The following is a 20,324-nucleotide window of genomic DNA, read 5'->3' on the forward strand; positions in this document are numbered from 1 at the left end:
GGCCAGCGCGCCGCTTTGCCCCGGTCAACGCCCCCGGTGGCTGCGTCCGCCCATCACGCCAAGCCGCGACTCGTGCGCGGAAGCGCCGCGAGGCTGCCAGTCATCGCCGCGCGGCGACGCACTGCGCGGCGCGCGCGGCTTGCCGCCGGCGCCCGGGCCCTTGTTGCCGCCGGAACGCGCGCCCTCGGCCTTGTTTCCGCCACGGCCGCCCGCCGCCGCCGGCTTGCCGCCGCGGCCCGCATTGCCGCCTCGAGCGCCCGCCGGCTTGCCGCCGCCGGACTTTCCACCCCCGGCGGCCTTGCGGCCGGCGCCGGCCGGCGCCTCGGCCACATTGCCGGACGCCACGTTGCCCGCGGGGCCGTTCGCCGAGGCGGAGCGCGGCCCGCGTCCCTTGCCGCCAGACTTACCGCCGGGCTTGCCTCCCGGCTTGCCGCCCGCCGGCTGCGCCCGCCCGCCCGCGGACTTGCCGCCCTTGCGGTTGCCGCCCTCGCCGGACAGCGGGTGGCCATTGGCATAGCCGCCCGCAAACATCAGGCCGGTGCCGAAGGGATCGGAGGGACAAGCCTGCGCCTGGCCGGCGCTGCCCTGGCGGCCGCCTTGCAGCTTGCCGCGGCGGCCGATGCGAGCGCCGTTCATGCCATTGCGGTCCATCGTGCCGAAGCCCGGCGGCAAGGCGCTGTCATGGGATTGGGGTTGCTTGGAACGGCGGCGGTTGCCGCCGGACTCGTCATCTTCGCGCAACAGCCCCAACTGGACCATCAGCGCGCTGACCAGGGAGGGATCCAGCTCGTCCCAGCGGCCGCGGCGCAACGTGCGCGGCAGGACGATGTCGCCGAAACGCGTGCGGATCAGGCGGCTGACGGTGACGCCCACCGCTTCGAACATGCGGCGGACTTCGCGGTTGCGGCCTTCCTGGAGGGTGACGCGGTACCAGCGGTTGCTGCCGTCGCCGCCCAGGTAATCCAGGGAACCGAATGCGGCCATGCCGTCGTCCAGCTGGATGCCGTCGACCAGCGACTGGCGTTGCGCCTCATCCATCTCGCCCAGCACGCGGACCGCGTACTCGCGTTCCGTGCCGTACCGCGGATGCATGATGCGGTTGGCCATGTCGCCGGAAGTCGTGAAGATCAGCAAGCCTTCGGTATTCAGGTCCAGGCGGCCGACCGACAGCCACTTCCCGGTGCGCAGCTTGGGCAGGCGGGCGAAGACGCTCGCCCGGCCGCCAGGGTCGTCGTGGCTGACGATTTCGCCGGCGGGCTTGTGGTACAGGATGACGCGCGGAGGCTTCTTGGTGTTCGTCCGCACGATCGGCTTGCCGTTGACGCGGACCTGGTCGTTGGGCGCGACGCGCTGGCCGATGTGCGCCGGCTCGCCGTTGACCGACACGCGGCCCGCAACGATCAGCTCTTCCATTTCTCGGCGCGACCCGATGCCAGCATCGGCCAGCACCTTGTGCAGCTTGGGCATGACCGCCTCGCTGTTCAGATACTTGCCCAGCCGCTGCTCCATGCGGTCGGCGGTATCCAGGTACGACAAGGCCTGCTCGGCTTCCTGCTCGGTGCCTCGGGAATCCGGGGACTCGACCGGGGCGGCGGCTTCCGCCGCTGCGGGCTGGACATCGCCAGCGGGCGCCTGCTCGGCCGAGGCGTCGCCGCGGCGGCGGCGAAAAGGCGTCCTCAGCTTGCGGCCGCGCCCACGCGCACCGGCCTCGCCTTCGGCCGCCGGCTCGCGCGCGGCGGAGGATTCCGGCTGGCCGCTCGTAGCGGCGTCATCCGAACGGGGATTGTCGTCCTGCACTGTTGTATTCGTTGTCACTGGGACAGCTCCGAATTTCAAACTTGGGGAGGCCTGCCGGGGGCAGGCTCGTCATCATCGGGGGACGCCGACTCTCGGTCGGCCTCGGGCCGCTCAAGGCCTGCCTCGTCCGATTCCGGGGAGGCGGCATCCGGGCCAGGCCGAACAGGATCGGCAAGACCGGATGCGGGCTCATGCCCGGCAGCGGCAGGCGCCGCGGTATCGGTCTCGTCAATCGGGTCGGTCGGTTCCGCGTGTTTTGCGTTCTCGACGCTTTCCTTTGCAGCACCGGCCTCAGGGGCATCGGCGGCCATATCGGAAATGTCGCTGCCGGCCTCGCCGTCGGGAAAACCGGGCGCGGCTGGCGTATCGGACAAGCCTTCGGCTTGCTCCCGGACGGTGGATTCGTCGGCGGGATCCGCGCCTTCTTCTGTGCGCGAAAGCCGGAATTCTACGCTATCGACCGGGTCTATGGGTATATCCTGTTCCGAAACAGACAATTCCGCAACTGGAATAGCCGCTGCGGGCGCATCATCCGCGGCGGTTTCCTCGGCGGAACCGCCGCTCTCGCCGCCAGCCTCGGCATCGCTCCGGACCTCGGCATCGCCCCGAGCCTCGGCATCATCTCCGGCGCCGGCAACGGCTTCGCCTTCAGCAGCAACAGCCCCGCCTTCGCCCCCCGCCTCTTCCTCGGCATCGCCCGCAGATTCGCCCATCACCTGCTGCACTTCGCCCAGATCCAGGCCGGCAAGCGCCGCGGCGGCCTGCGCGGACTCCAGCGCGGGCAGCTCGTCCAGGGCGCGCAGCCCCAGGTCATCGAGAAACTGCCGCGTCGTGCCGAACAGCGCGGGACGTCCGGGAGCATCGCGATGGCCGATGACCTCGATCCAGCCGCGGTCCTCCAGGGCTTTCACGATCTGCGAAGACACGGTCACCCCGCGGATGTCTTCGATATCGCCCCGCGTGACCGGCTGGCGCCACGCCACGATGGCCAGCGTTTCCATGACGGCGCGGGAATACTTGGGCGGTTTTTCCGGATTGAGCCGTTCGAGATAGCGCTGCATGCGCGGACGGCTCTGGAAGCGCCATCCGGTCGCCAATTGCACCAGCTCCAGGCCGCCATCCGCCCAGTTGTTCTGAAGCGTCTCCAGCAGCGCGCGCAGCGCGCTATTGTCGAATAGTTCATCGTCCCCGAATAGCTTGCGCATTTCGGACAGTTGCATCGGCTGCGCCGCGCATAAAAGCGCGGTTTCGAGCACGACTATTGCCTCGCTATCGTTCATCGACATTCAAATTCAAAAGGGCTAACTTGCGCTAGGTTGAAAATAAGGCTACTATTCATTTCTCAGACGCGGGGTGGAGCAGTCTGGCAGCTCGTCGGGCTCATAACCCGAAGGTCGTAGGTTCAAATCCTGCCCCCGCAACCAAATTGATCGAGGCCTGGCGAATTCGCCGGGCCTTTTTCATTTGCGGCGCGCCAATCGCGCGGCGCTTCGCCCCGCCAAGGCCTGCGCCAAAACCCGCGCGCCCCGCCGCCTGGCGAACGGCCTCAATGGCGAGCCAGCAACAGACAGCGTTGGTTTGCGAAGTTCTCACTGGATTCCTGTGTGTACCGCCACCCGCTTCGGCCATGCGCCGAAACGGCCGCGCCAATCGGACTTGGGCGGAATGCCTGCCGCGACCCTGCGCGGCAAACACCTTAAGCAATTTCTGGAAAAGCTGGCATAAATCGCCAACAAGCCAGCGGAGCACGCCAGCAACCCGGCACCGCCTTCCGCGGCAACGATATCAAGGACCTGAATCGCCAGGCATCGAACGCCACGGCGCGGCGGACGATCCGCCACAATCCGGAAGCCCGATGCGCCTCCCCTCGTGCACCCGGAAACCGGTTCCGCGATGCCGCGGCTCTTCCCCGAGCCGAAACTACGATTCTTAGATATTTTCCAAGACCACATGACGGCGGGCATCCGCCTGCCGCACAACGGCTTTCCGGTACAAGCCCCGGCCAACCGCGCCGGGCCCCGCTCAAGCCGTCGCCAAATTATACCGTCAACTACCCTGCCCTCAAGCGCCGGCCTTCCGCAAAGGCGCCCCGGCGGCTACGCCGCGGGCTTGTCCCAGGGCGTGGATTCCAGCCGTTCGACCAGAAAATCCAGCATCGAACGCAAAATCAGCGGCATCTGGCGGCGCGACGCGTAAATGCCGTAGATGCCCAGTTCCTGGGGCTTGCAGTGCGTCAGGATGGCCCGCAGCCGGCCGGCCGCCACGTACTCGGAGGCATAGTAGGTCGGCAGCATCGCAATACCCGCTCCCTCCAGCGCGGCGCGCGTCAGCACCGACACTTCGTTCGCGCTGATGTTGCCGCTTACCGGCACGTCCACGGGCACGCCATCGCGCTCGAAACGCCACAGGCTCTTGCCGAAGTAGGAATGGGTCAGGCAATTGCGCAAGGAAAGGTCCTCGATCCGCGCAGGCGTCCCCTCGCGCTCCAGATACTCCGGCGACGCGCAGACGACCGAACGGCAAACTGCCAGTTTGCGGGCGATCAGATTGGGATCCAGGTCATTGGTAATGCGCACGGCCAGGTCGACGCGCTCTTCAACCAGATTGACGGCCCGGTCGACGAGCATCAGGTCCACCGAGGCGCCCGGATGCAGCTTCACGTAATCGGTAATGGCGCTGGCCAGATGACGGGAACCGAAGGACATGCTGGTGGTGATGCGCAGGAGGCCGCGCGGCGTATCGTCGGGCGTGGCGACCGCGCCGCGCAAGTCCCCCACCATGTCCAGCATCTGCCGGCAGCGTGGCAGCGTTTCGGCGCCCGCCGGGGTCAGGCTCAGGCGGCGCGTCGTGCGGTGCAACAGGCGCACGCCGACCCACTGCTCCATTTCCGCCAGGTAGCGCGACACCATGGCGCGCGACATATCCAGATGCACCGCCGCCGCCGACAGACTACCCCTGTCGGCGACCTCGACGAACACCTGCATGGCTTTCAGACGATCCATGATTGTCTCGATTTTTGCATCAGACCGATCGGTTATACCGTATTTCCGTGCAACACCGACATCAGAAATCGAAGGCAGGCGGACCCAGGGCCGCCACCCGGCGCCGTCAGGCCGCCCGCTGCCCCAACGCCTCGCTGACGGCGTCCCGGAGCTCGCCGCCGTCCTGGCCGCGCAGAATGCACACAAGCCGCGACGCGTGGTCATCGTCCGGCCATTGGGCCAGCTGCCGGATCGGATAGAGCTCGCCATGCACCCCGTGCACCTCGCACGGCAAAACCTCGCCCTCGAAGCACACCAACCCCTTCATCCGGAGCAAGGCCGGCCCGAAACGCTCCTGGATCCGTGATACCCCGGCAAGAAAGGCCGGCCGGCTGATGGGCACGTCCAGGACCAGCGAAAAACTGGCCGCCTGGTGCGCATGCCCGGCCGGCGGCCGCGCCGAAAAAGGGCGCAGCCAATTCGCCAGCGCGACGCCGTCGCGCCCGGCGTGCGCGGCCGGCCCGCCTCGCAGCACATCAACGAGGGGCTCGTCGGGTCGCTGCACGCAACGTTGCGCGCCCGGATTGACTGCCACGACAGCCTGCTCGACACGGCGCAGCTGCTCGGCATGCACCAGGTCCGATTTGCTGAATACCACGGCATCGGCCAGGGCAAGCTGCCGCGACGCTTCCGGCTGCCCCGCCAGTTGATCCACGCCATGGCGCGCATCCACGAGCACGATCGCTCCCCGGTAGTCGTAGCGTTCGGACAGGAAGCGGTCATGCTTGAGCGTGAACAGGATGGGCGCGGGATCCGCCAGCCCGCTGGTCTCGATAAGCACGCGGCGAAACGGCTTGATCCGGCGGCTGACGGCCTGCATGAAGAGGTCGCGCAAGGTATCGACCACGGCGCCGCTGACCACGCAGCACAGGCATCCGCCCTCGACCAGGACGACGTTGTCTCGCGCCTGCCGGACCAGGTGATGGTCGACGCCCACTTCGCCGTATTCGTTGACGATCACGACCGCGTCGGAATAGGCCGGGTCGCGCAGCAGGCGATTGAGAAGCGTCGTCTTGCCGCTGCCCAGAAAGCCGGAAATCACCGTGACGCCGATGCGCTTGTCGTTTTCCATATGAACCATCCGATGACCCTGCCCACCCCGGCGCGCCGCCCAAGCAACCGCCCTGCAGCCAAGTTACGGGCTGCGGCGAAAACCAAAAGGGCCATTCACTTGCGTGAATGGCCCTGAATTCTTTGGCTCCCCGAGCTGGGCTCGAACCAGCGACCTGCGGATTAACAGTCCGTCGCTCTACCGACTGAGCTATCGGGGAACTGCTAAGAACGAAATTATGAACGAAATTTTCGGCTTATGCAAGTCCACACTTTTTTCGCAACTTTTCCCCTGCCTGTTTCACATCGGCAAAAAACTCTGATATGATTTCGGTCTTTCCAGATCAGCCCCCATAAACAAGGGCAAGCGATCCGGAGAAAGCACTAAGAAAGATTTTTGCTTTCCTGTTTCGGCGTCGCCCGGAACTCAATGGAACCCAAGCAAATGGTCTTGCCGGCATAGCTCAGTTGGTAGAGCAGCGCATTCGTAATGCGAAGGTCGTAGGTTCGACTCCTATTGCCGGCACCAGAATTCAAAAAGCAGCCCACCCGGGCTGCTTTTTTCATTTCCGAGTGCACTACCTGCGGCGCGCTACCTGAGCCCCCCTTCCCAGGGAACTCCCGCCCGCCAGCACGCGTCCAACTTACCGGACCATCCTGCGGACACCGCCATGCGCATTCTCCTTGTCGAAGACGACATCATGATCGGCGAAAGCGTGCTGGACTGCCTGCGCGCGGAGCACTATGCCGTCGACTGGGTCAAGGACGGCAATGCCGCGGAACTCGCGCTGCGCACCGACGCCTACGACCTGATCCTGCTGGACCTGGGCCTGCCCAGGCGCGACGGCCTTGCGCTGCTGCGCGACCTGCGCTCGCGCAAGGACCGCACGCCGGTGCTGATCGCCACCGCCCGCGACGCGGTCAGCGACCGGATCGCCGGGCTGGACGCCGGTGCGGACGACTACATCGTCAAGCCCTACGACGTGGACGAATTGCTGGCCCGCATGCGCGCGCTGATCCGCCGCAGCGCGGGCCGCGCCGAACCGGTGTTCGAGCACGAAGGCATCACCATCGATCCGCAATCCCATGCCGCCATGGTGGATGGCGCCCCCGTGGCGCTGACTGCCCGCGAGTGGGCAGTGCTCGAACCCCTGATCGCGCGCCCGGGCATGATCTTCTCGCGCGCCCAGCTGGAAGAAAAACTGTATAGCTGGAAGGACAGCATCAGCAGCAACGCGGTTGAGGTTTATATTCATGGCCTGCGCAAGAAATTGGGTCCCAACCTGATCCAGAACGTCAGAGGCGTCGGCTATGTCATCCCCAAAACATGAGCATTCCGCTTAGCTATTCGCTGAGGGCCCGGCTGCTTTTCTTCCTGCTGGCCGCGATCGTGGTCGGCGCGCTGGTGCAAGGCGCGATCGCCTATCGCAGCACGCTGGCGCAGGCCGACGATATCTTCGATTCACTGCTGCAACGCACCGCCCTGTCGCTGGGCACCGGCGACGGACTGCTCAGCGCGGGGCCTCGGCATGCGCGCGGCGCGGGCTCGCCCATGGCCGACGACCTCATCATCCAGATCTGGACGCCGGACGGCGTGCGCGTCTTCAATTCGCGTTCGCGCCGCCCCCTGCCCGACCAGATCATCCTGGGATTCTCCGACGCAAGAATGGAGGGCAGCACCTACCGCGTGTACTCGCTGGCCACGCCCTTCCAGGTCATCCAGGTCGCGCAGGACATGGAGGTGCGCAAAAACATGGCGCGCGCGCTGGCGCTGCGCACCGTCGCCCCCATCGCGGCCGCGGCGCCGCTGCTGATGCTGATCATCTGGTGCGTGGTCAGCTGGTCGCTGCGGCCCGTGAAACGGGCGCGCGCGCAAGTGGCGGCGCGGCAGCCGGAGGACCTGTCGCCCGTCAGCGTGCAAGGGCTGCCCGACGAAATCCGGCCGCTGGTCCAGGAGCTGAACCTGCTGCTCGAGCGCATGCGGGGCGCCTTCGCGCAGCAAAAGCAATTCGTGGGCGACGCCGCGCATGAACTGCGGTCTCCGCTGGCGGCGCTGCGCCTGCAGTCGCAGGCCTTGCAGCGCGCGAGCGACGCCGACGCGCGCCGGGTGGCCGAGCAGCGCCTGACGGCCGGCATCGACCGCGCCACGCGGCTGGTGGAGCAGCTGCTATCCATGGCGCGCCATGAAAACACGGCCGGGCACGCGCCCGCCGAGTCGGTGGACCTGGCGGACGTGCTGCGCCAGGCCCTGTCCGAAACGCTGCCCCAGGCCAACGCGAAATCGATCACGGTGGACCTGGACGGCGCCCAGCAGGCCTGGGTGCAGGGCCATCGGGACGCGCTTGCCCTGCTTGCCCGCAACCTGCTGGACAACGCGATCAAATACACGCCCGCCGGCAAGCGCATCCGCCTGCGCCTGGAGCAGGCTCCCGGGCAGGCCACGCTGCTGGTCGATGACGAAGGCCCCGGCATCGCGCCGGAAGAGCGCGAACGCGTGTTCGACCGCTTCTACCGCATCGAGGGCAATGGCGAGCACGGCAGCGGACTGGGGCTTGCCATCGCGCGCGCCATCGCCGACCGGCACGGAGCGACGATCGAGCTGCAAGACGCGCCGTCCGGCCAGGGCCTGCGTGTGAAGGTGGTTTTCCCGGCTTAAGACTCCCCTAAGTGTCAGGCCCGAAGATAGCGCCATGTCCTTCAACATGAACGCAGGAGCCGACATGAAGACCTCCCAAATGAAGCCCTCGCGCCTGGTGATGGCGCTGCTGGCAGCAGGCGCCATAGGCGGCGCCGGCGCGACCGCCGTCATCGGCGGCGTTTCGATGGCGGCCACCGCGCCGGCCGCCTCCTCTTTCCAGGCGATCAATCCGTCCAGCCCGCCCAACTTCGCGCAGATCACGCGCGACTACGGCCCGGCCGTGGTGAATATCAGCGTCAGCGGCACCCGCAAGGTGTCCGCCGAAGACATGGACCCGTTCGCCCAGTTCTTCGGCCAGTTCCCCGGCGGACGCGGCCAGATGCCCTCCCGCGAAGTGCCCATGCGCGGCGAAGGCTCCGGCTTCATTGTCAGCAGCGACGGCATCATCCTGACCAATGCGCACGTGGTGCAGGACGCCAAGGAAGTCACCGTCAAGCTGACGGACCGCCGCGAATACAAGGCCAAGGTGCTGGGTTCGGACCCGCAGACGGACGTCGCCGTCATCAAGATCGACGCCAAGAACCTGCCCGTGGTCAAGGTGGGCGACGTCAACCAGTTGCAGGTGGGCGAATGGGTGCTGGCCATCGGCTCGCCCTATGGCCTCGAGAATACGGCCACGGCGGGCATCGTCAGCGCCAAGGGCCGCTCGCTGCCCGACGACACCTCGGTCCCCTTCATCCAGACGGACGTGGCGGTCAACCCCGGAAACTCCGGCGGTCCGCTGTTCAACGACCGCGGCGAAGTCGTGGGCATCAATTCGCAGATCTACAGCCGCACGGGCGGGTTCCAGGGCCTGTCCTTCTCGATCCCGATCGACGTGGCCTACAAGGTCAAGGACCAGATCCTGGAACATGGCAAGGTGCGCCACGCCAGGCTGGGCGTGACAGTGCAGGAAGTGAACCAGGACCTGGCCGACTCCTTCAAGCTGGATTCCCCCACGGGAGCGCTCGTGTCCAGCGTCGAAAAGGGCAGCGCCGCCGCCAAGGCCGGGCTGCAGCCGGGCGACGTGGTCCGGCAGATCGACGGCAAGACCATCGTGTCGTCGGGCGACCTGGCTTCCACCATCACGCTGGCCTCGCCCGGCGAGAAGATCAAGCTGGACATCTGGCGCAACGGCGCGCACAAGGAACTGGTCGCCACCCTGGGCGGCGTCCCCGCGGACAAGACGCAAGCGTCGGCGGGAGACCAGGAAGTGCAGCGCGGCCAGCTGGGCCTGGCGCTGCGGCCGCTGAGCCCGCAGGAGCAGCAGGCGGCGGGCGCCGAAGGCCTGTTGATCGAACGGTCCATCGGACCGGCCGCCAAGGCCGGCATCGAAGCCGGCGACGTGCTGCTGTCCCTGAACGGGGTGCCCGTGCACAACGTCGGGCAGGTCAAGGAGGCGCTGTCCAAGGCCGGCAAGACGGTTGCCCTGCTGGTGCAGCGCGGCGAAGACAAGATCTTCGTGCCGGTGCAGATCGGCTGAAGCCGGACAGCCCTCCTTCCGGGGGCTGGCGTTATTCCGCGTCGGGCTGCTTGCCCGGCGCGGCCGCATCGAAGGCGGGCAGCTCGCGGCAGGCCGCGTCGATGCGCACGATATTGGGCATGGCCGACAGATCGCAGCCGAAACGCTGCGCGTTGGCCACCTGGGGCACCAGGCACACGTCGGCGAGCGTCGGCGCATCCCCGTGGCAGAAACGGCCGGTGGCGCCGGAGTTCGCCAGCTGCGTCTCCAGGGCTTCCAGGCCCTGGTGCACCCAGTGCTGGTACCAGGCGGTCTTGGCGTCTTCGTCCACGCCCAGGGTGTGCTTCAGATACTTGAGCACGCGCAGATTGTTCAGCGGATGGGTATCGCAGGCGATGCCCAGGGCCAGGTCCCGCACGCGCGCGCGGCCGATCGCGTCGGCCGGCAGCAACGGCGTCTGCGGATGCGTTTCTTCCAGGTACTCGATGATGGCCAGCGACTGCCCGATGACGGCGTCGCCGTCGACCAGCGTCGGCACCAGGCCGGTCGGATTCATCTTGCGATACTCGGCCGACAACTGCTGCCCGCCGTCCTTCAGCAGGTGCACCGGCACGTACTCGTAGGGCAGGCCCTTCAGGTTGAGGGCGATGCGCACCCGGTACGCGGCCGAGCTGCGGAAGTAGCTGTACAACTGCATGAAGTCTCCTTGATGTTCTGATCCGGGGCCGCCCGCGGCGGCGCCCGCGCCTATTCCAGCGATTCCGTTTGCGCCGACTTGCGCGACAGGCCCTTGGGCAGCGGGAACGCCACGTTCTCCTCCAGGCCCGGCATGGTGCGCACCGACACCGCGCCCAGCTCCTTGACGCGATCGATCACCTGCTGCACCAGAATCTCGGGCGCCGAGGCGCCCGCCGTCACGCCGATGCGCTTGCGGCCGACCAGCCAGGCCGGATCGATGGACTGCGCGCCGTCGATCAGGAAAGACGCCACGCCCTTGCGTTCGGCCACCTCGCGCAGGCGGTTCGAGTTGGAGCTGTTGGGGCTGCCGACCACCAGCACCAGATCGCAATCCGGCGCCATCACCTTGACCGCGTCCTGGCGGTTCTGGGTGGCGTAGCAGATATCGCTCTTCTTGGGCTCGACGATGCTGGGGAAGCGCGCCTTGAGGGCCTGGGACACTGCCGCTGCGTCATCCACGGACAGGGTGGTCTGCGTGACGTAGGCGAGGTTCTCCGGATCGGCCACCTGCAGGCCGGCGACGTCTTCCACCGTCTCGACCAGGTACATGCCGCCCTGGGCCTGGCCCAGCGTGCCTTCGACCTCGGGATGGCCCTTGTGGCCGATCATGACGATCTCGCGCCCCGCCGCCCTCATGCGCGCGACTTCGATATGGACTTTCGTGACCAGCGGACACGTGGCGTCGAACACCTGCAGGCCTCGCGCCTCGGCCTCGGCCCGCACCGCCTTGGACACGCCATGGGCCGAAAACACCACGATGGAACCCGAAGGCGCATCGTCCAGCTCGTCGATGAAAACGGCGCCTTTGGCGCGCAGGTCGTCCACCACGTAACGGTTGTGGACGATCTCGTGGCGCACGTAGATCGGCGCGCCGTGCAATTCAAGCGCGCGCTCGACGATATCGATGGCGCGATCCACGCCCGCGCAGAAGCCGCGCGGCTGCGCCAGCAGGACTTCGGCGTCGGAAGCGGTTACAGCCTGGCTCATCAGAGCACCCCCAGGAGCGCCACGTCGACCCGCAGGCTGATGCCCGCGAGCGGGTGGTTGAAATCGAACAGCGCCGATTCCTCGTTGATTTCCTTCAGAACGCCCGAATAGCGTCCGCCATTGGGCGCGGCGAATTCCACCAGGTCGCCCGGTTCGAACGTGGCGTCGGCGCCGGCGTGCTCGGCGAGCATCGCGCGCGTGACGCGTTGGATGAGTTCCGGATTGCGCTCGCCATAGGCGTCGGCGGGCGCCACGGTAACGCTGAAGCGCTCGCCTTCGGCGCGGCCGATCAGCGCCGCTTCCAGGCCGGGCGCCCACTGGCCGCTGCCCATCTGCAGCGTGCCGGGACGGCCGTCGAAGGTGTCGGCGAACACTGAATCCTTGCCTGGGCCGGAGGCCAGCGTAATCCGGTAGTGCAGCGTCAGGTAGGAATCCGGACGGACCAAAACGTTCACTTCATTAGAGGCGGTGCTCAAGATCTGCCACCGTATAGGCAATTGAATGAACCTTGATTTTAGAGCTTCTTATGAAATTGTCCGTCCGGCTGCCAAAACACGAGCGTCCCCGGGAGCGGCTGCTGCGTCACGGCGCCGCCGCGCTCCAGGACGCGGAGCTGCTCGCCGTCACCCTGCGCACGGGCATTCCCGGCCTGCACGTAGTGGAATTATGTAACCGGCTGCTCAGGCAGTTCGGCGGCCTGCGGGGCCTGCTGGGGGCCGCGCCCGAAGAACTGATGGCGGTTCCCGGCCTGGGAGCCGCCAAGGCCTGCATGCTTGCCGCACTGCTGGAGCTGGCCCGCCGCGCCATCGAAGAGGAACTGCCCCAGGTCAGCAGCCTGGACCACCCCTGGCAGGTAAAACAATATTGCAAAGTCGCGCTGGGCCACCGCCGGGTGGAGCACTGCATCGCCCTCTACCTGGACAACCAGCTGCGGCTGATCGCCACCGGCGAACTGGCGCGCGGCACGCTGTCGCAAGCCTCGGTCTATCCCCGCGAAGTCGTGCGCGAGGCCCTGCGCCACCATGCGGCCGCCCTCATCATCGCCCACAACCACCCCTCGGGCGTGGCCGAGCCCAGCGCCGCCGACCACAGCTTTACCCAGCACCTGAAGAAAGCGTTGGCCCTGGTGGACATCAAGCTCGTGGACCATCTGGTGGTCGCCGGCGGCACCGTGGTGTCCATGGCGGAACGGGGCACCCTGTAGGCACTGCGCCACGCGCCGGAATTCGTTAGACTACCGCCCGTTATTGCTTTAGGCTTAACCTAATTCCAGCATTGCGCTCCCCTTTTTCCGCCCGACATTTCCGCCCGACATGAAGCGCCTGTGGGATATTTCCCCGCCCGTCTCCGCTGCTTCGCCTGTCTTTCCAGGCGACACGCCGTACCGCCAGCAATGGAAATGGTCGCTCGAGCCCGGCTGTCCGGTAAACGTCAGCGAAATCACGCTGTCGCCGCATATCGGGGCGCATGCCGATGCCCCCCTGCACTACCAGAATGGCGCCGCCGCCATCGGGTCCGTCGCGCTGGAGCCCTTCCTGGGCCCTTGCCGCGTCATCCACGCCATCGACTGCGGCCCGCTCATCACCGTCGACCACCTGGCCCATGCCGCCCTGAACCTGCCGCCCCGCGTGCTGGTCCGCACGGCCAAGCATGCCGCGCAAGACTGGTGGACCGACGATTTTTCCGCCTACGCCCCCCAGACCATCGAGTGGCTCGCCGAACGCGGCGTCATGCTGATCGGGCTGGATACGGCCAGCATCGACCCCGCCTCCAGCAAGACCCTGGACAGCCACCACACGATCTTGCGGCACGATATGCGGGTACTGGAAAACCTGGTGCTCGATGCCGTGCCGGAAGGCGATTACGAGTTGATCGCGCTGCCGTTGGCGCTGGTCCAGGCGGATGCCAGCCCGGTCCGCGCAGTCCTGCGCGAACTGTAGGCTGGTCCGACGGCCTTCGGGCGGCGCAATGCGATCTTCCCGCCGCCCCATTCTGGAAGCACCACAATGAGACATCATCTAGCCCCTCGCGCGGCACTGGCTTGCGCCCGCGTCCATGCGCCCTGCTGGCGCGCGCTGCCCGCATCGGCGCGCCGTGCCGCCCCGCCCTGCCAAGGAGGCCGCGCATGAGCCAGACCGAACGCCCCGAAGACATCGTCCGCGAGGAAAAGGCGCAGCTGGATTTCACGCGCGACATGACCTACGGCGACTACCTGCACCTGGACGCCCTGCTGGGCGCGCAGCATCCGCTGTCGCCCGAGCACAACGAAATGCTTTTCATCATCCAGCACCAGACGAGCGAGCTCTGGATGAAGCTGATGCTGCATGAATTGCGCGGCGCCATCGACAACGTGGCGGCCGACCGCCTCCAGCCCGCCTTCAAGATGCTGGCCCGGGTCAGCAAAATCATGGAGCAGTTGGTGCACGCCTGGGACGTGCTGGCGACCATGACGCCACCCGAGTATTCCGCGTTGCGCCCCTATCTTGCGCGTTCCAGCGGATTCCAGAGCTACCAGTACCGCCAGATCGAATTCCTGCTTGGCAACAAGAACGCAGCCATGCTCAAGCCGCACGGGCACCGGGCGGACCTGCTGGCCCAGGTGCAGAGCGCCTACGAGGCGCCCTCCCTGTACGATGAAGCGCTGCGGCTGCTGGCGCGCCAGGGCCTGGACGTGCCCGCGGACCATCTCCAGCGGGACTGGACCCAGCCCTATCAATCCTCGGAAGGGGTCGAGGCGGCCTGGCTGACCGTTTACCGGCAGCCCGAGCGCTATTGGGACCTTTATCAGCTGGGCGAAAAGCTGACGGACCTGGAAGACGCGTTCCGGCTGTGGCGATTCCGCCACGTCACGACGGTGGAACGGGTCATCGGCTTCAAGCGCGGCACGGGGGGCACCTCCGGCGTCGCCTACCTGCGCCGCATGCTGGAAGTGGTGCTGTTCCCCGAAATCTGGAAGCTGCGCACCGATCTCTAAGGAATGCGCGCCTTATGACCCCAATTTCGACGGGCATCGTCCGGGCGCTACCCGTCGGTTTTCCATGGTCCGCAAAAAATTCCCGTGCTAGAATTCAGGGTTACTTTTTGGATACGTGGCTAGCGCCGATGTTGGATGCTTGGCGTCCTGGCTGGCGACCCTAACAACCGAGGAAGGCTCGAAAGAGCCCTAGGAAAGCACCATGAAAGAAGGCATTCACCCCGAATACCGCGAAGTCGTCTTCGCCGACCTGCAAACGGGCAACAAGTTCATCACCCGTTCGACCGTGCAAACGCGCGAAACGATCGATCTGGACGGCAAGACGTACCCGCTCTTCAAGTGCGACGTGACCTCCGAATCGCACCCGTTCTACACGGGCGCCCAGACGCGTATCGTCGAAACCGGCCGCGTGGAAAAGTTCCGCGCCCGCTTCGCCCGTACCGCTGGCACGGTCAAGTCCGCTTCCTGATCCTGTCGCTCCCGCAGGAGCCACAGCAAAAAGGCAGCCTTCGGGCTGCTTTTTTTTCCTCCCTAGCTGCCTATTCCTGTGCTGGGGGTTAGCGCAACCCGACCACTCGGTTACATTAACGCCCGTGTCCCCACTATCCTTTTCCACGCCGGCCCGGCTGACGTCCGTGGCCACCGCGAAACTGCCCCGGCTGATACTCCTGGGCCTGTTGCTGGCCTATATCGTGGCCGGCCTGTTCATGCGCGACCCGTGGAAAACGGACGATGCGGTCGGATTGGCGACCATGATCACGGCGATCCGCGAGGGCGGCATCACCTGGCTGCTGCCGCAGGTCGGCTTGCTGGCCCATGCCGAGGAAGGCCCGCTGATCACCTGGGTGGGCGCATTCTGCATCTGGCTGTTCGGCCCGATCATCGGCGACATCCCCGCCGGCCGCCTGCCCAATCTGCTGTGGTTCGCGATCACCACCACCAGCGTCTGGTACGGCACCTATCTGCTGGGCCGCCGCGCCGAAGCCCAGCCCCTGGCCCTGCCCTTCGGCGGCGAACCCGAGCCGCGCGACTACGGCCGCATGTTGGCGGATGCCGCGCTGCTCCTGCTGCTCGCCACCGTCGGCATCCTGCAGCGCACCCATGAAACCACCGTCGTACCCGCCATCATGGCGTGGCAGGCGCTGGCCTTCTATTCGCTCGCCCGCAGCGTGGACCGTCCCTTCACGGGCTGCACCACCCTGGGCATCGCCCTGGCCGCCAGCTTCCTGACCCGCGGCTGGGTGGGCGCGATCCCCATCATGGCCGGCTCGCTGCTTGCCTTCTACCCGCGCACCCAGCTGTGGCGGTGCCGCCGCTGGCTGCCCTGGGCGGCGCTGGTCACCGTCGTCCTGATCTTGGCCTGGTGGATCCCCGCCAGCCACGGCAGCGAATACTGGATCCGCAACTGGAAGACCTGGAACCTGTCGTCCTTCGCCTTGCCGTCCTGGCACGACATGGGGCGCACGCTGCGCGATCTCCCCTGGTATCTGTGGCCGACCTGGCCGCTCGCCCTGCTGGCCATCTGGCGCTGGCGCTCCTGGATCTACGCGCCACACATCTGGCTGCCCCTGACCCTGCTCGCCTGCTCCACGCTGGTGCTGTTCGGCCTGGAAGAGGCCACTGACGCCGAGTACGTGCTGCTGGCCGCCCCCTGCGCCGTGCTGGCCGCCTTTTCCCTGCCGACGCTGCGCCGCGGCGTGGTCAACACGCTGGACTGGTTCGCCGTCATGTGCTTTTCGCTGACCGCGGCCACCGTCTGGCTCGGCTGGGTGGCCCTGCACTTCCACTGGCCCGCGCAGATTTCGCGCAACATCGCCCGCCAGACCACGGGCTACGAGCCGGTCATTTCCTGGGTCGCTTTCGCCCTGGCCGTGGTGTTCACGCTGGCCTGGATCGCGCTGGTCGTGTGGCGGCTGCGCGTGAAACCGCAAGCGCTATGGCGCGGCACCGTGCTGTCGGCCGGCGGGCTGACCGTGACCTGGATCCTGCTCGTGCTGCTGTGGCAGCCGGCGGTCGACTATGCGCGCAGCTACCGCACCGTATCAGGGCAACTGGCCCAGGCCCTGGAGCAGAACATCCGTCCGGGCGAATGCGTGCGCGGCCTGAGCCTGGGCAGCGGCCAGCGCGCCTCATTCCTGATCTTCAATAACCTGACGTTCACGTTCGACGCGAAGTGCACTCTGATCCTGCAGCAGACCAGCAACCAGAGCCTGCGCGACAACACCGCCGCCTATAGCGAAGGCGCCGACGTGCTGTGGCAAGGTGGCCGGCGAGCGGACCGGCAGGAAGTATTCCGCCTGCTTCGCATCGGTTCGAACCGATGACGCCGGCGTCCCCCGCGCCGATGACCTTCGGCGCCACCCTGCGAGGCATAGCCAAGCAGGCCTGGCCGGTGCTGGTCAGCCAATGGGCCGGCATTTCCTTCGGCGTGCTGGATACCGCCATGACGGGCCATTCCAGCGCCAACGACCTGGCCGCCATGGCCTTGTCCGCCTCCATCTACATCACCATCTTCGTTGGGCTGATGGGGGTGGTGCATGCCCTGATCCCCATCCTGGCCCAGCACTTCGGCGCGGGCCAGAATCTCGAAGTGGGACGCAGCTGGGGCCAGGGCGTCTGGCTGGCCCTCGGCCTGTCCGTCGTGGGCGCGGCCCTGATGCTGTTCCCCGACATGTGGCTATCGCTGTCGGGCGAAGTCGACCCGGCGGTGCGCGCGCGCGTCGGCTCCTATCTGCAGGCCCTGGTGCTGGCCCTGCCCGCCGCGCTAGTGTTCCGCACCATCTACGCGCTGGGCACCTCGGTATCGCGTCCCAAGCTGGTCATGGCGATCAACCTGACGGCCATCGGCTTCAAGGCCTTTTTCAACTGGGTGCTCATCTACGGCAAGCTGGGCCTGCCGGCCATGGGCGCCACCGGCGCCGGCCTCGCGACCGCCATGGTTTCGTGGATCAGCCTAGGGCTGGGGTTGTGGGTCATCACGCACGACCGCTACTACCGGCGCTTCAAGCTGCGGGTAGGCAGGCCCGACTGGAAGACGCTGAAGGAACTGCTGCGCCTGGGCATCCCCATGGGTGGCTCGTACCTGGTGGAGGTCTCGGCCTTCACGTTCATGGCCCTGCTGGTGGCGCGCGAAGGCACTTTCGTGACCGGCGGCCACCAGATCATGTCGAACCTGGCCGCGCTTTGCTACATGATGCCCATGGCGCTGGGCGTGGCCACGGCAGCCCTGACCGCGCAGGCCATCGGCGCCGGCAACCTGGACCACGCGCACCGCACCGGCATGGCCGGCCTGGCGCTCGGCATCCTGGGCGCCCTGCTGACGGCCGCGGTGCTGCTTATCGGTCGACCGCTCATCCTGGCGGCCTATACCGACAACCCCGGCGTGGCGGCTGTGGCGACCACGCTGCTGGCCGTGCTGCCGCTGTTCCACCTCTTCGATTCGATGCAATGCATCAACTCCTACCTGCTGCGCGCCTACAAGGTGGCGGTGGTGCCCCTGCTGCTGCAGGTGGTGGCCCTGGCGGGCGTGGGCCTGATCGGCGGCTGGTGGTTCGGCTTCGGTCCCGGCCAGGGCGGCTTGGACGGCGTGCGTGCCATCCTCGTACCCGGCTCGCCCCAGGGCGCCGGCAGCATGTGGCTGATGGCCATGGTCGGCCTGGCGCTGTCGGCCGCCCTGCTGCATTTCTGGTATCGGCGCATCGTGCGGGGCGCCGCCGGGGGCTAGGTTTTTTGGGGGTGTCAGACACCCCGGGGGCGTCGGCGTACGATGAAAGGGCGTCTCGTACGGGTGTCAGACACAAATCTGCAAGTGTCTGACACCCGTACGAGACGCCCTTTCACATTAAAGCAAACCTCCCCGGGTGTCTGACACCCCCACGCGGCATGGGGGGGCGCATCCACAGCCTCCGCAAGAATGGCCGGCCCGCCGCCGGGCCGCCCCAAGGCGGGCCAGCCCCCTTGGGGGGCAGCAACGCGCGTAGCGTGCGCGGCATGGGGGGCGCATCCACAGCCTCCGCAAGAATGGCCGGCCCGCCGCCGGGCCGCCCCAAGGCGGGCCAGCCCCCTTGGGGGGCAGCAATGCGCGTAGCGTGCGCGGCATAGGGGGAGCATCCACAGCCTCCGCAAGAATGGCCGGCCCGCCGCCGGGCCGCCCCAAGGCGGGCCAGCCCCCTTGGGGGGCAGCAATGCGCGTAGCGTGCGCGGCATGGGGGGAGCATCCACTGCCTCCGCAAGAATGGCCGGCCCGCCGCCGGGCCGCCCCAAGGCGGGCCAGTGTACAGACCGGGGACATAGGTAACAGGTGTACGGGAACATGGGTAACAGGTTGATCAGCTTACTTCATGGCCTTCAGATCCACTTGTCCGAGGCAGTGATGGCAGAAGAGGATGTCGAAGGAGCCATCCTCGTCTCGCCTCGGTCTGAAGGCGACGTATTGACCCCGTAATCCGGCGGATAGACGCAACTGTCGCCCTTGTAGGTCGACCCACCCTCCGTACTGGACCTTGCGCACCAACGTGTCCGCGGCGTAAACGATGGGCGGCAGAACCCGTGGCATCGAGCGTACGCTTGGCCGATAACGTTGCGCGGGCGTTTGCATGTCTAGCGCCTGGTGTGGGCGCTCGTGGTTGTAGATTCGACGCCACGGATCGAACTGGCGCTGGGCATCGTCCAGATCTCGGAAGCGCCGAGTACCGAGGACCTCAGCCTTGAAGGTGCGATGGAAGCGCTCGTCCTTACCGTTACTCTGCGGATGTGCGGGCCTGCTATGCGTCAGCTCGATGCCAAGCCGTATGAACCAGACAGCCAACCGCGTCAACGCATCCATGCCTGAGGCGGCCCAAGGCGTGCCGTTATCGGTGTTGATGCGCCTGGGCAGGCCGTAGCGGGAGAACGCTTGCAGTAGCGCGGCCTGCACTGGCTCGAAGCGTTCGGCAGCCATGGCCTGCAGAACGATGTTGTAACGCGAGTGGTCGTCGATGACCGTCAGCGGATGGCAACGCTGACGGTCCGTGGCGAAGTGACCCTTGAAGTCCATCTGCCACAGGTCGTTGGGGGCTTCGTGCTCGAACCGATGCCAGGCCCTGCCTGAGCCGGGCGGGGTATCTGCCAAACATCCATGGCGACGCAGCACCTCCGTGACGGTGCTGGGTGCGAGCCTTACCCCTTGATCGCGTAGCAGCACATGGGCGATCTTGCGCCCGCCCCAGGCCGGATGATGTTGCCTGACCTCAAGGACCTGAGCCTCAAGCGCCTCGGCTGTACGCCCCGGTGTGTGCCGAGGGCGCCTCGATAGCGGTTCAAGCCCGGCTGGCCCGTGCTGTTCATGCCGGCCAAGCCACTTATATCCAGTCTTACGACTGATGCCGAAACGCCGGCACAGCTCGCTCATGTTGGCGTTAGCCTGCCCGGCCAACGCCACAAACTCGGTCTTCTGATCGTTCACGGTAACTGGACTCCAAGGCATGGAACTCTCCCGGGCACCTAACCCGGAAAAGTGTCACCTATGTCCTCGTACACCTGTTACCCATGTCCCCGGTCCATACACCGTTTTTGCCTTGGGGCGGCCCGGCGGCAAAAATAGCCCCCACGCTGCGCCTT

The 20,324-nt window shown here is 66.7% G+C and carries 17 protein-coding genes and 3 tRNA genes; 11 read left to right on the forward strand and 9 right to left on the reverse strand.

Annotated elements, in window-relative coordinates:
- Positions 1-24: 24 nt before the first annotated feature.
- Entirely contained in the window at positions 25-1,836 is a 1,812-nt protein-coding gene (gene rluB, locus JL37_RS29545; RefSeq protein ID WP_052097699.1) for a 23S rRNA pseudouridine(2605) synthase RluB, read from the reverse strand.
- A complete protein-coding gene (gene scpB / locus JL37_RS29550; protein WP_043549036.1) occupies positions 1,833-3,083 on the reverse strand; it encodes an SMC-Scp complex subunit ScpB in 1,251 nt (416 codons plus the stop codon). The genes rluB and scpB overlap by 4 nt, the downstream gene beginning before the upstream one ends.
- Positions 3,084-3,144: 61 nt before the next feature.
- On the opposite strand from scpB, the gene JL37_RS29555 reads away from it, so the two are divergent.
- Positions 3,145-3,221 (forward strand) — tRNA-Met (locus tag JL37_RS29555).
- A 672-nt stretch (positions 3,222-3,893) separates the two neighbouring features.
- On the opposite strand, the gene JL37_RS29560 is transcribed toward JL37_RS29555, so the two are convergent.
- The 3 genes from JL37_RS29560 to JL37_RS29570 form a co-directional block, all read right to left on the reverse strand.
- Positions 3,894-4,799 (reverse strand): LysR family transcriptional regulator, encoded by a 906-nt coding sequence (locus JL37_RS29560; RefSeq protein WP_081955264.1) that lies wholly within the window; start codon positions 4,797-4,799, stop codon positions 3,894-3,896.
- Between the two features lie 106 nt (positions 4,800-4,905).
- The gene (locus JL37_RS29565) at positions 4,906-5,919 is read right to left on the reverse strand and encodes a GTP-binding protein (RefSeq protein ID WP_043549037.1); all 1,014 of its coding nucleotides are present in this window, start codon (positions 5,917-5,919) and stop codon (positions 4,906-4,908) included.
- 114 nt (positions 5,920-6,033) lie between these two features.
- Positions 6,034-6,109 (reverse strand) — tRNA-Asn (locus JL37_RS29570).
- 232 nt (positions 6,110-6,341) lie between these two features.
- Here JL37_RS29570 and JL37_RS29575 point away from each other — a divergent pair.
- The 4 genes from JL37_RS29575 to JL37_RS29590 all read left to right on the forward strand — a co-directional run bounded on the left by JL37_RS29575 (position 6,342) and on the right by JL37_RS29590 (position 10,048).
- Positions 6,342-6,417: transfer RNA gene (locus JL37_RS29575), tRNA-Thr, on the forward strand.
- Between the two features lie 142 nt (positions 6,418-6,559).
- The gene (locus JL37_RS29580) at positions 6,560-7,219 is read left to right on the forward strand and encodes a response regulator (protein WP_043549040.1); all 660 of its coding nucleotides are present in this window, start codon (positions 6,560-6,562) and stop codon (positions 7,217-7,219) included.
- The gene (locus JL37_RS29585; protein WP_043549041.1) at positions 7,216-8,544 is read left to right on the forward strand and encodes an ATP-binding protein; all 1,329 of its coding nucleotides are present in this window, start codon (positions 7,216-7,218) and stop codon (positions 8,542-8,544) included. Before JL37_RS29580 ends, JL37_RS29585 begins: the two co-directional genes overlap by 4 nt.
- Positions 8,545-8,608: 64 nt before the next feature.
- The gene (locus JL37_RS29590) at positions 8,609-10,048 is read left to right on the forward strand and encodes a DegQ family serine endoprotease (RefSeq protein ID WP_043549071.1); all 1,440 of its coding nucleotides are present in this window, start codon (positions 8,609-8,611) and stop codon (positions 10,046-10,048) included.
- A gap of 31 nt (positions 10,049-10,079) precedes the next feature.
- On the opposite strand, the gene maiA is transcribed toward JL37_RS29590, so the two are convergent.
- Genes maiA through JL37_RS29605 form a run of 3 tightly spaced genes read right to left on the reverse strand, consistent with a single transcriptional unit; the run spans position 10,080 to position 12,228 of the window.
- A complete protein-coding gene (gene maiA / locus JL37_RS29595; RefSeq protein WP_043549044.1) occupies positions 10,080-10,724 on the reverse strand; it encodes a maleylacetoacetate isomerase in 645 nt (214 codons plus the stop codon).
- A gap of 50 nt (positions 10,725-10,774) precedes the next feature.
- Positions 10,775-11,752 carry a 4-hydroxy-3-methylbut-2-enyl diphosphate reductase gene (gene ispH, locus JL37_RS29600; RefSeq protein WP_043549045.1) on the reverse strand — a complete coding sequence of 326 codons (978 nt, stop codon included), beginning with the start codon at positions 11,750-11,752 and terminating at the stop codon, positions 10,775-10,777.
- A complete protein-coding gene (locus JL37_RS29605; RefSeq protein WP_081955266.1) occupies positions 11,752-12,228 on the reverse strand; it encodes a peptidylprolyl isomerase in 477 nt (158 codons plus the stop codon). The genes ispH and JL37_RS29605 overlap by 1 nt, the downstream gene beginning before the upstream one ends.
- Positions 12,229-12,278: 50 nt before the next feature.
- Between JL37_RS29605 and radC the strand changes: the two genes are divergently transcribed.
- From radC to JL37_RS29635, 6 genes are all read left to right on the forward strand, one after another.
- Entirely contained in the window at positions 12,279-12,956 is a 678-nt protein-coding gene (gene radC / locus JL37_RS29610) for a DNA repair protein RadC (protein ID WP_043549049.1), read from the forward strand.
- 109 nt (positions 12,957-13,065) lie between these two features.
- Complete coding sequence (kynB, locus tag JL37_RS29615; RefSeq protein WP_043549050.1) at positions 13,066-13,692, forward strand: arylformamidase; 627 nt, start codon at positions 13,066-13,068, stop codon at positions 13,690-13,692.
- Between the two features lie 185 nt (positions 13,693-13,877).
- A complete protein-coding gene (gene kynA / locus JL37_RS29620; RefSeq protein WP_043549052.1) occupies positions 13,878-14,726 on the forward strand; it encodes a tryptophan 2,3-dioxygenase in 849 nt (282 codons plus the stop codon).
- A 202-nt stretch (positions 14,727-14,928) separates the two neighbouring features.
- Positions 14,929-15,195 (forward strand): type B 50S ribosomal protein L31, encoded by a 267-nt coding sequence (locus JL37_RS29625; protein ID WP_043549053.1) that lies wholly within the window; start codon positions 14,929-14,931, stop codon positions 15,193-15,195.
- A gap of 124 nt (positions 15,196-15,319) precedes the next feature.
- Positions 15,320-17,050, forward strand: a complete 1,731-nt coding sequence (locus JL37_RS29630) for a glycosyltransferase family 39 protein (protein WP_043549054.1) — start codon at positions 15,320-15,322, stop codon at positions 17,048-17,050.
- Positions 17,047-18,450, forward strand: a complete 1,404-nt coding sequence (locus JL37_RS29635; protein WP_043549056.1) for an MATE family efflux transporter — start codon at positions 17,047-17,049, stop codon at positions 18,448-18,450. The genes JL37_RS29630 and JL37_RS29635 overlap by 4 nt, the downstream gene beginning before the upstream one ends.
- 609 nt (positions 18,451-19,059) lie before the next feature.
- Here the strand turns inward: JL37_RS29635 and JL37_RS29640 are convergent.
- On the reverse strand, positions 19,060-20,190 hold the full coding sequence (locus JL37_RS29640) for an IS481 family transposase (protein ID WP_043549060.1): 1,131 nt from the start codon (positions 20,188-20,190) through the stop codon (positions 19,060-19,062).
- Between the last annotated feature and the right edge of the window lie 134 nt (positions 20,191-20,324).

Source organism: Achromobacter sp. RTa (assembly GCF_000757485.1).
Taxonomy (GTDB): domain Bacteria; phylum Pseudomonadota; class Gammaproteobacteria; order Burkholderiales; family Burkholderiaceae_B; genus Achromobacter.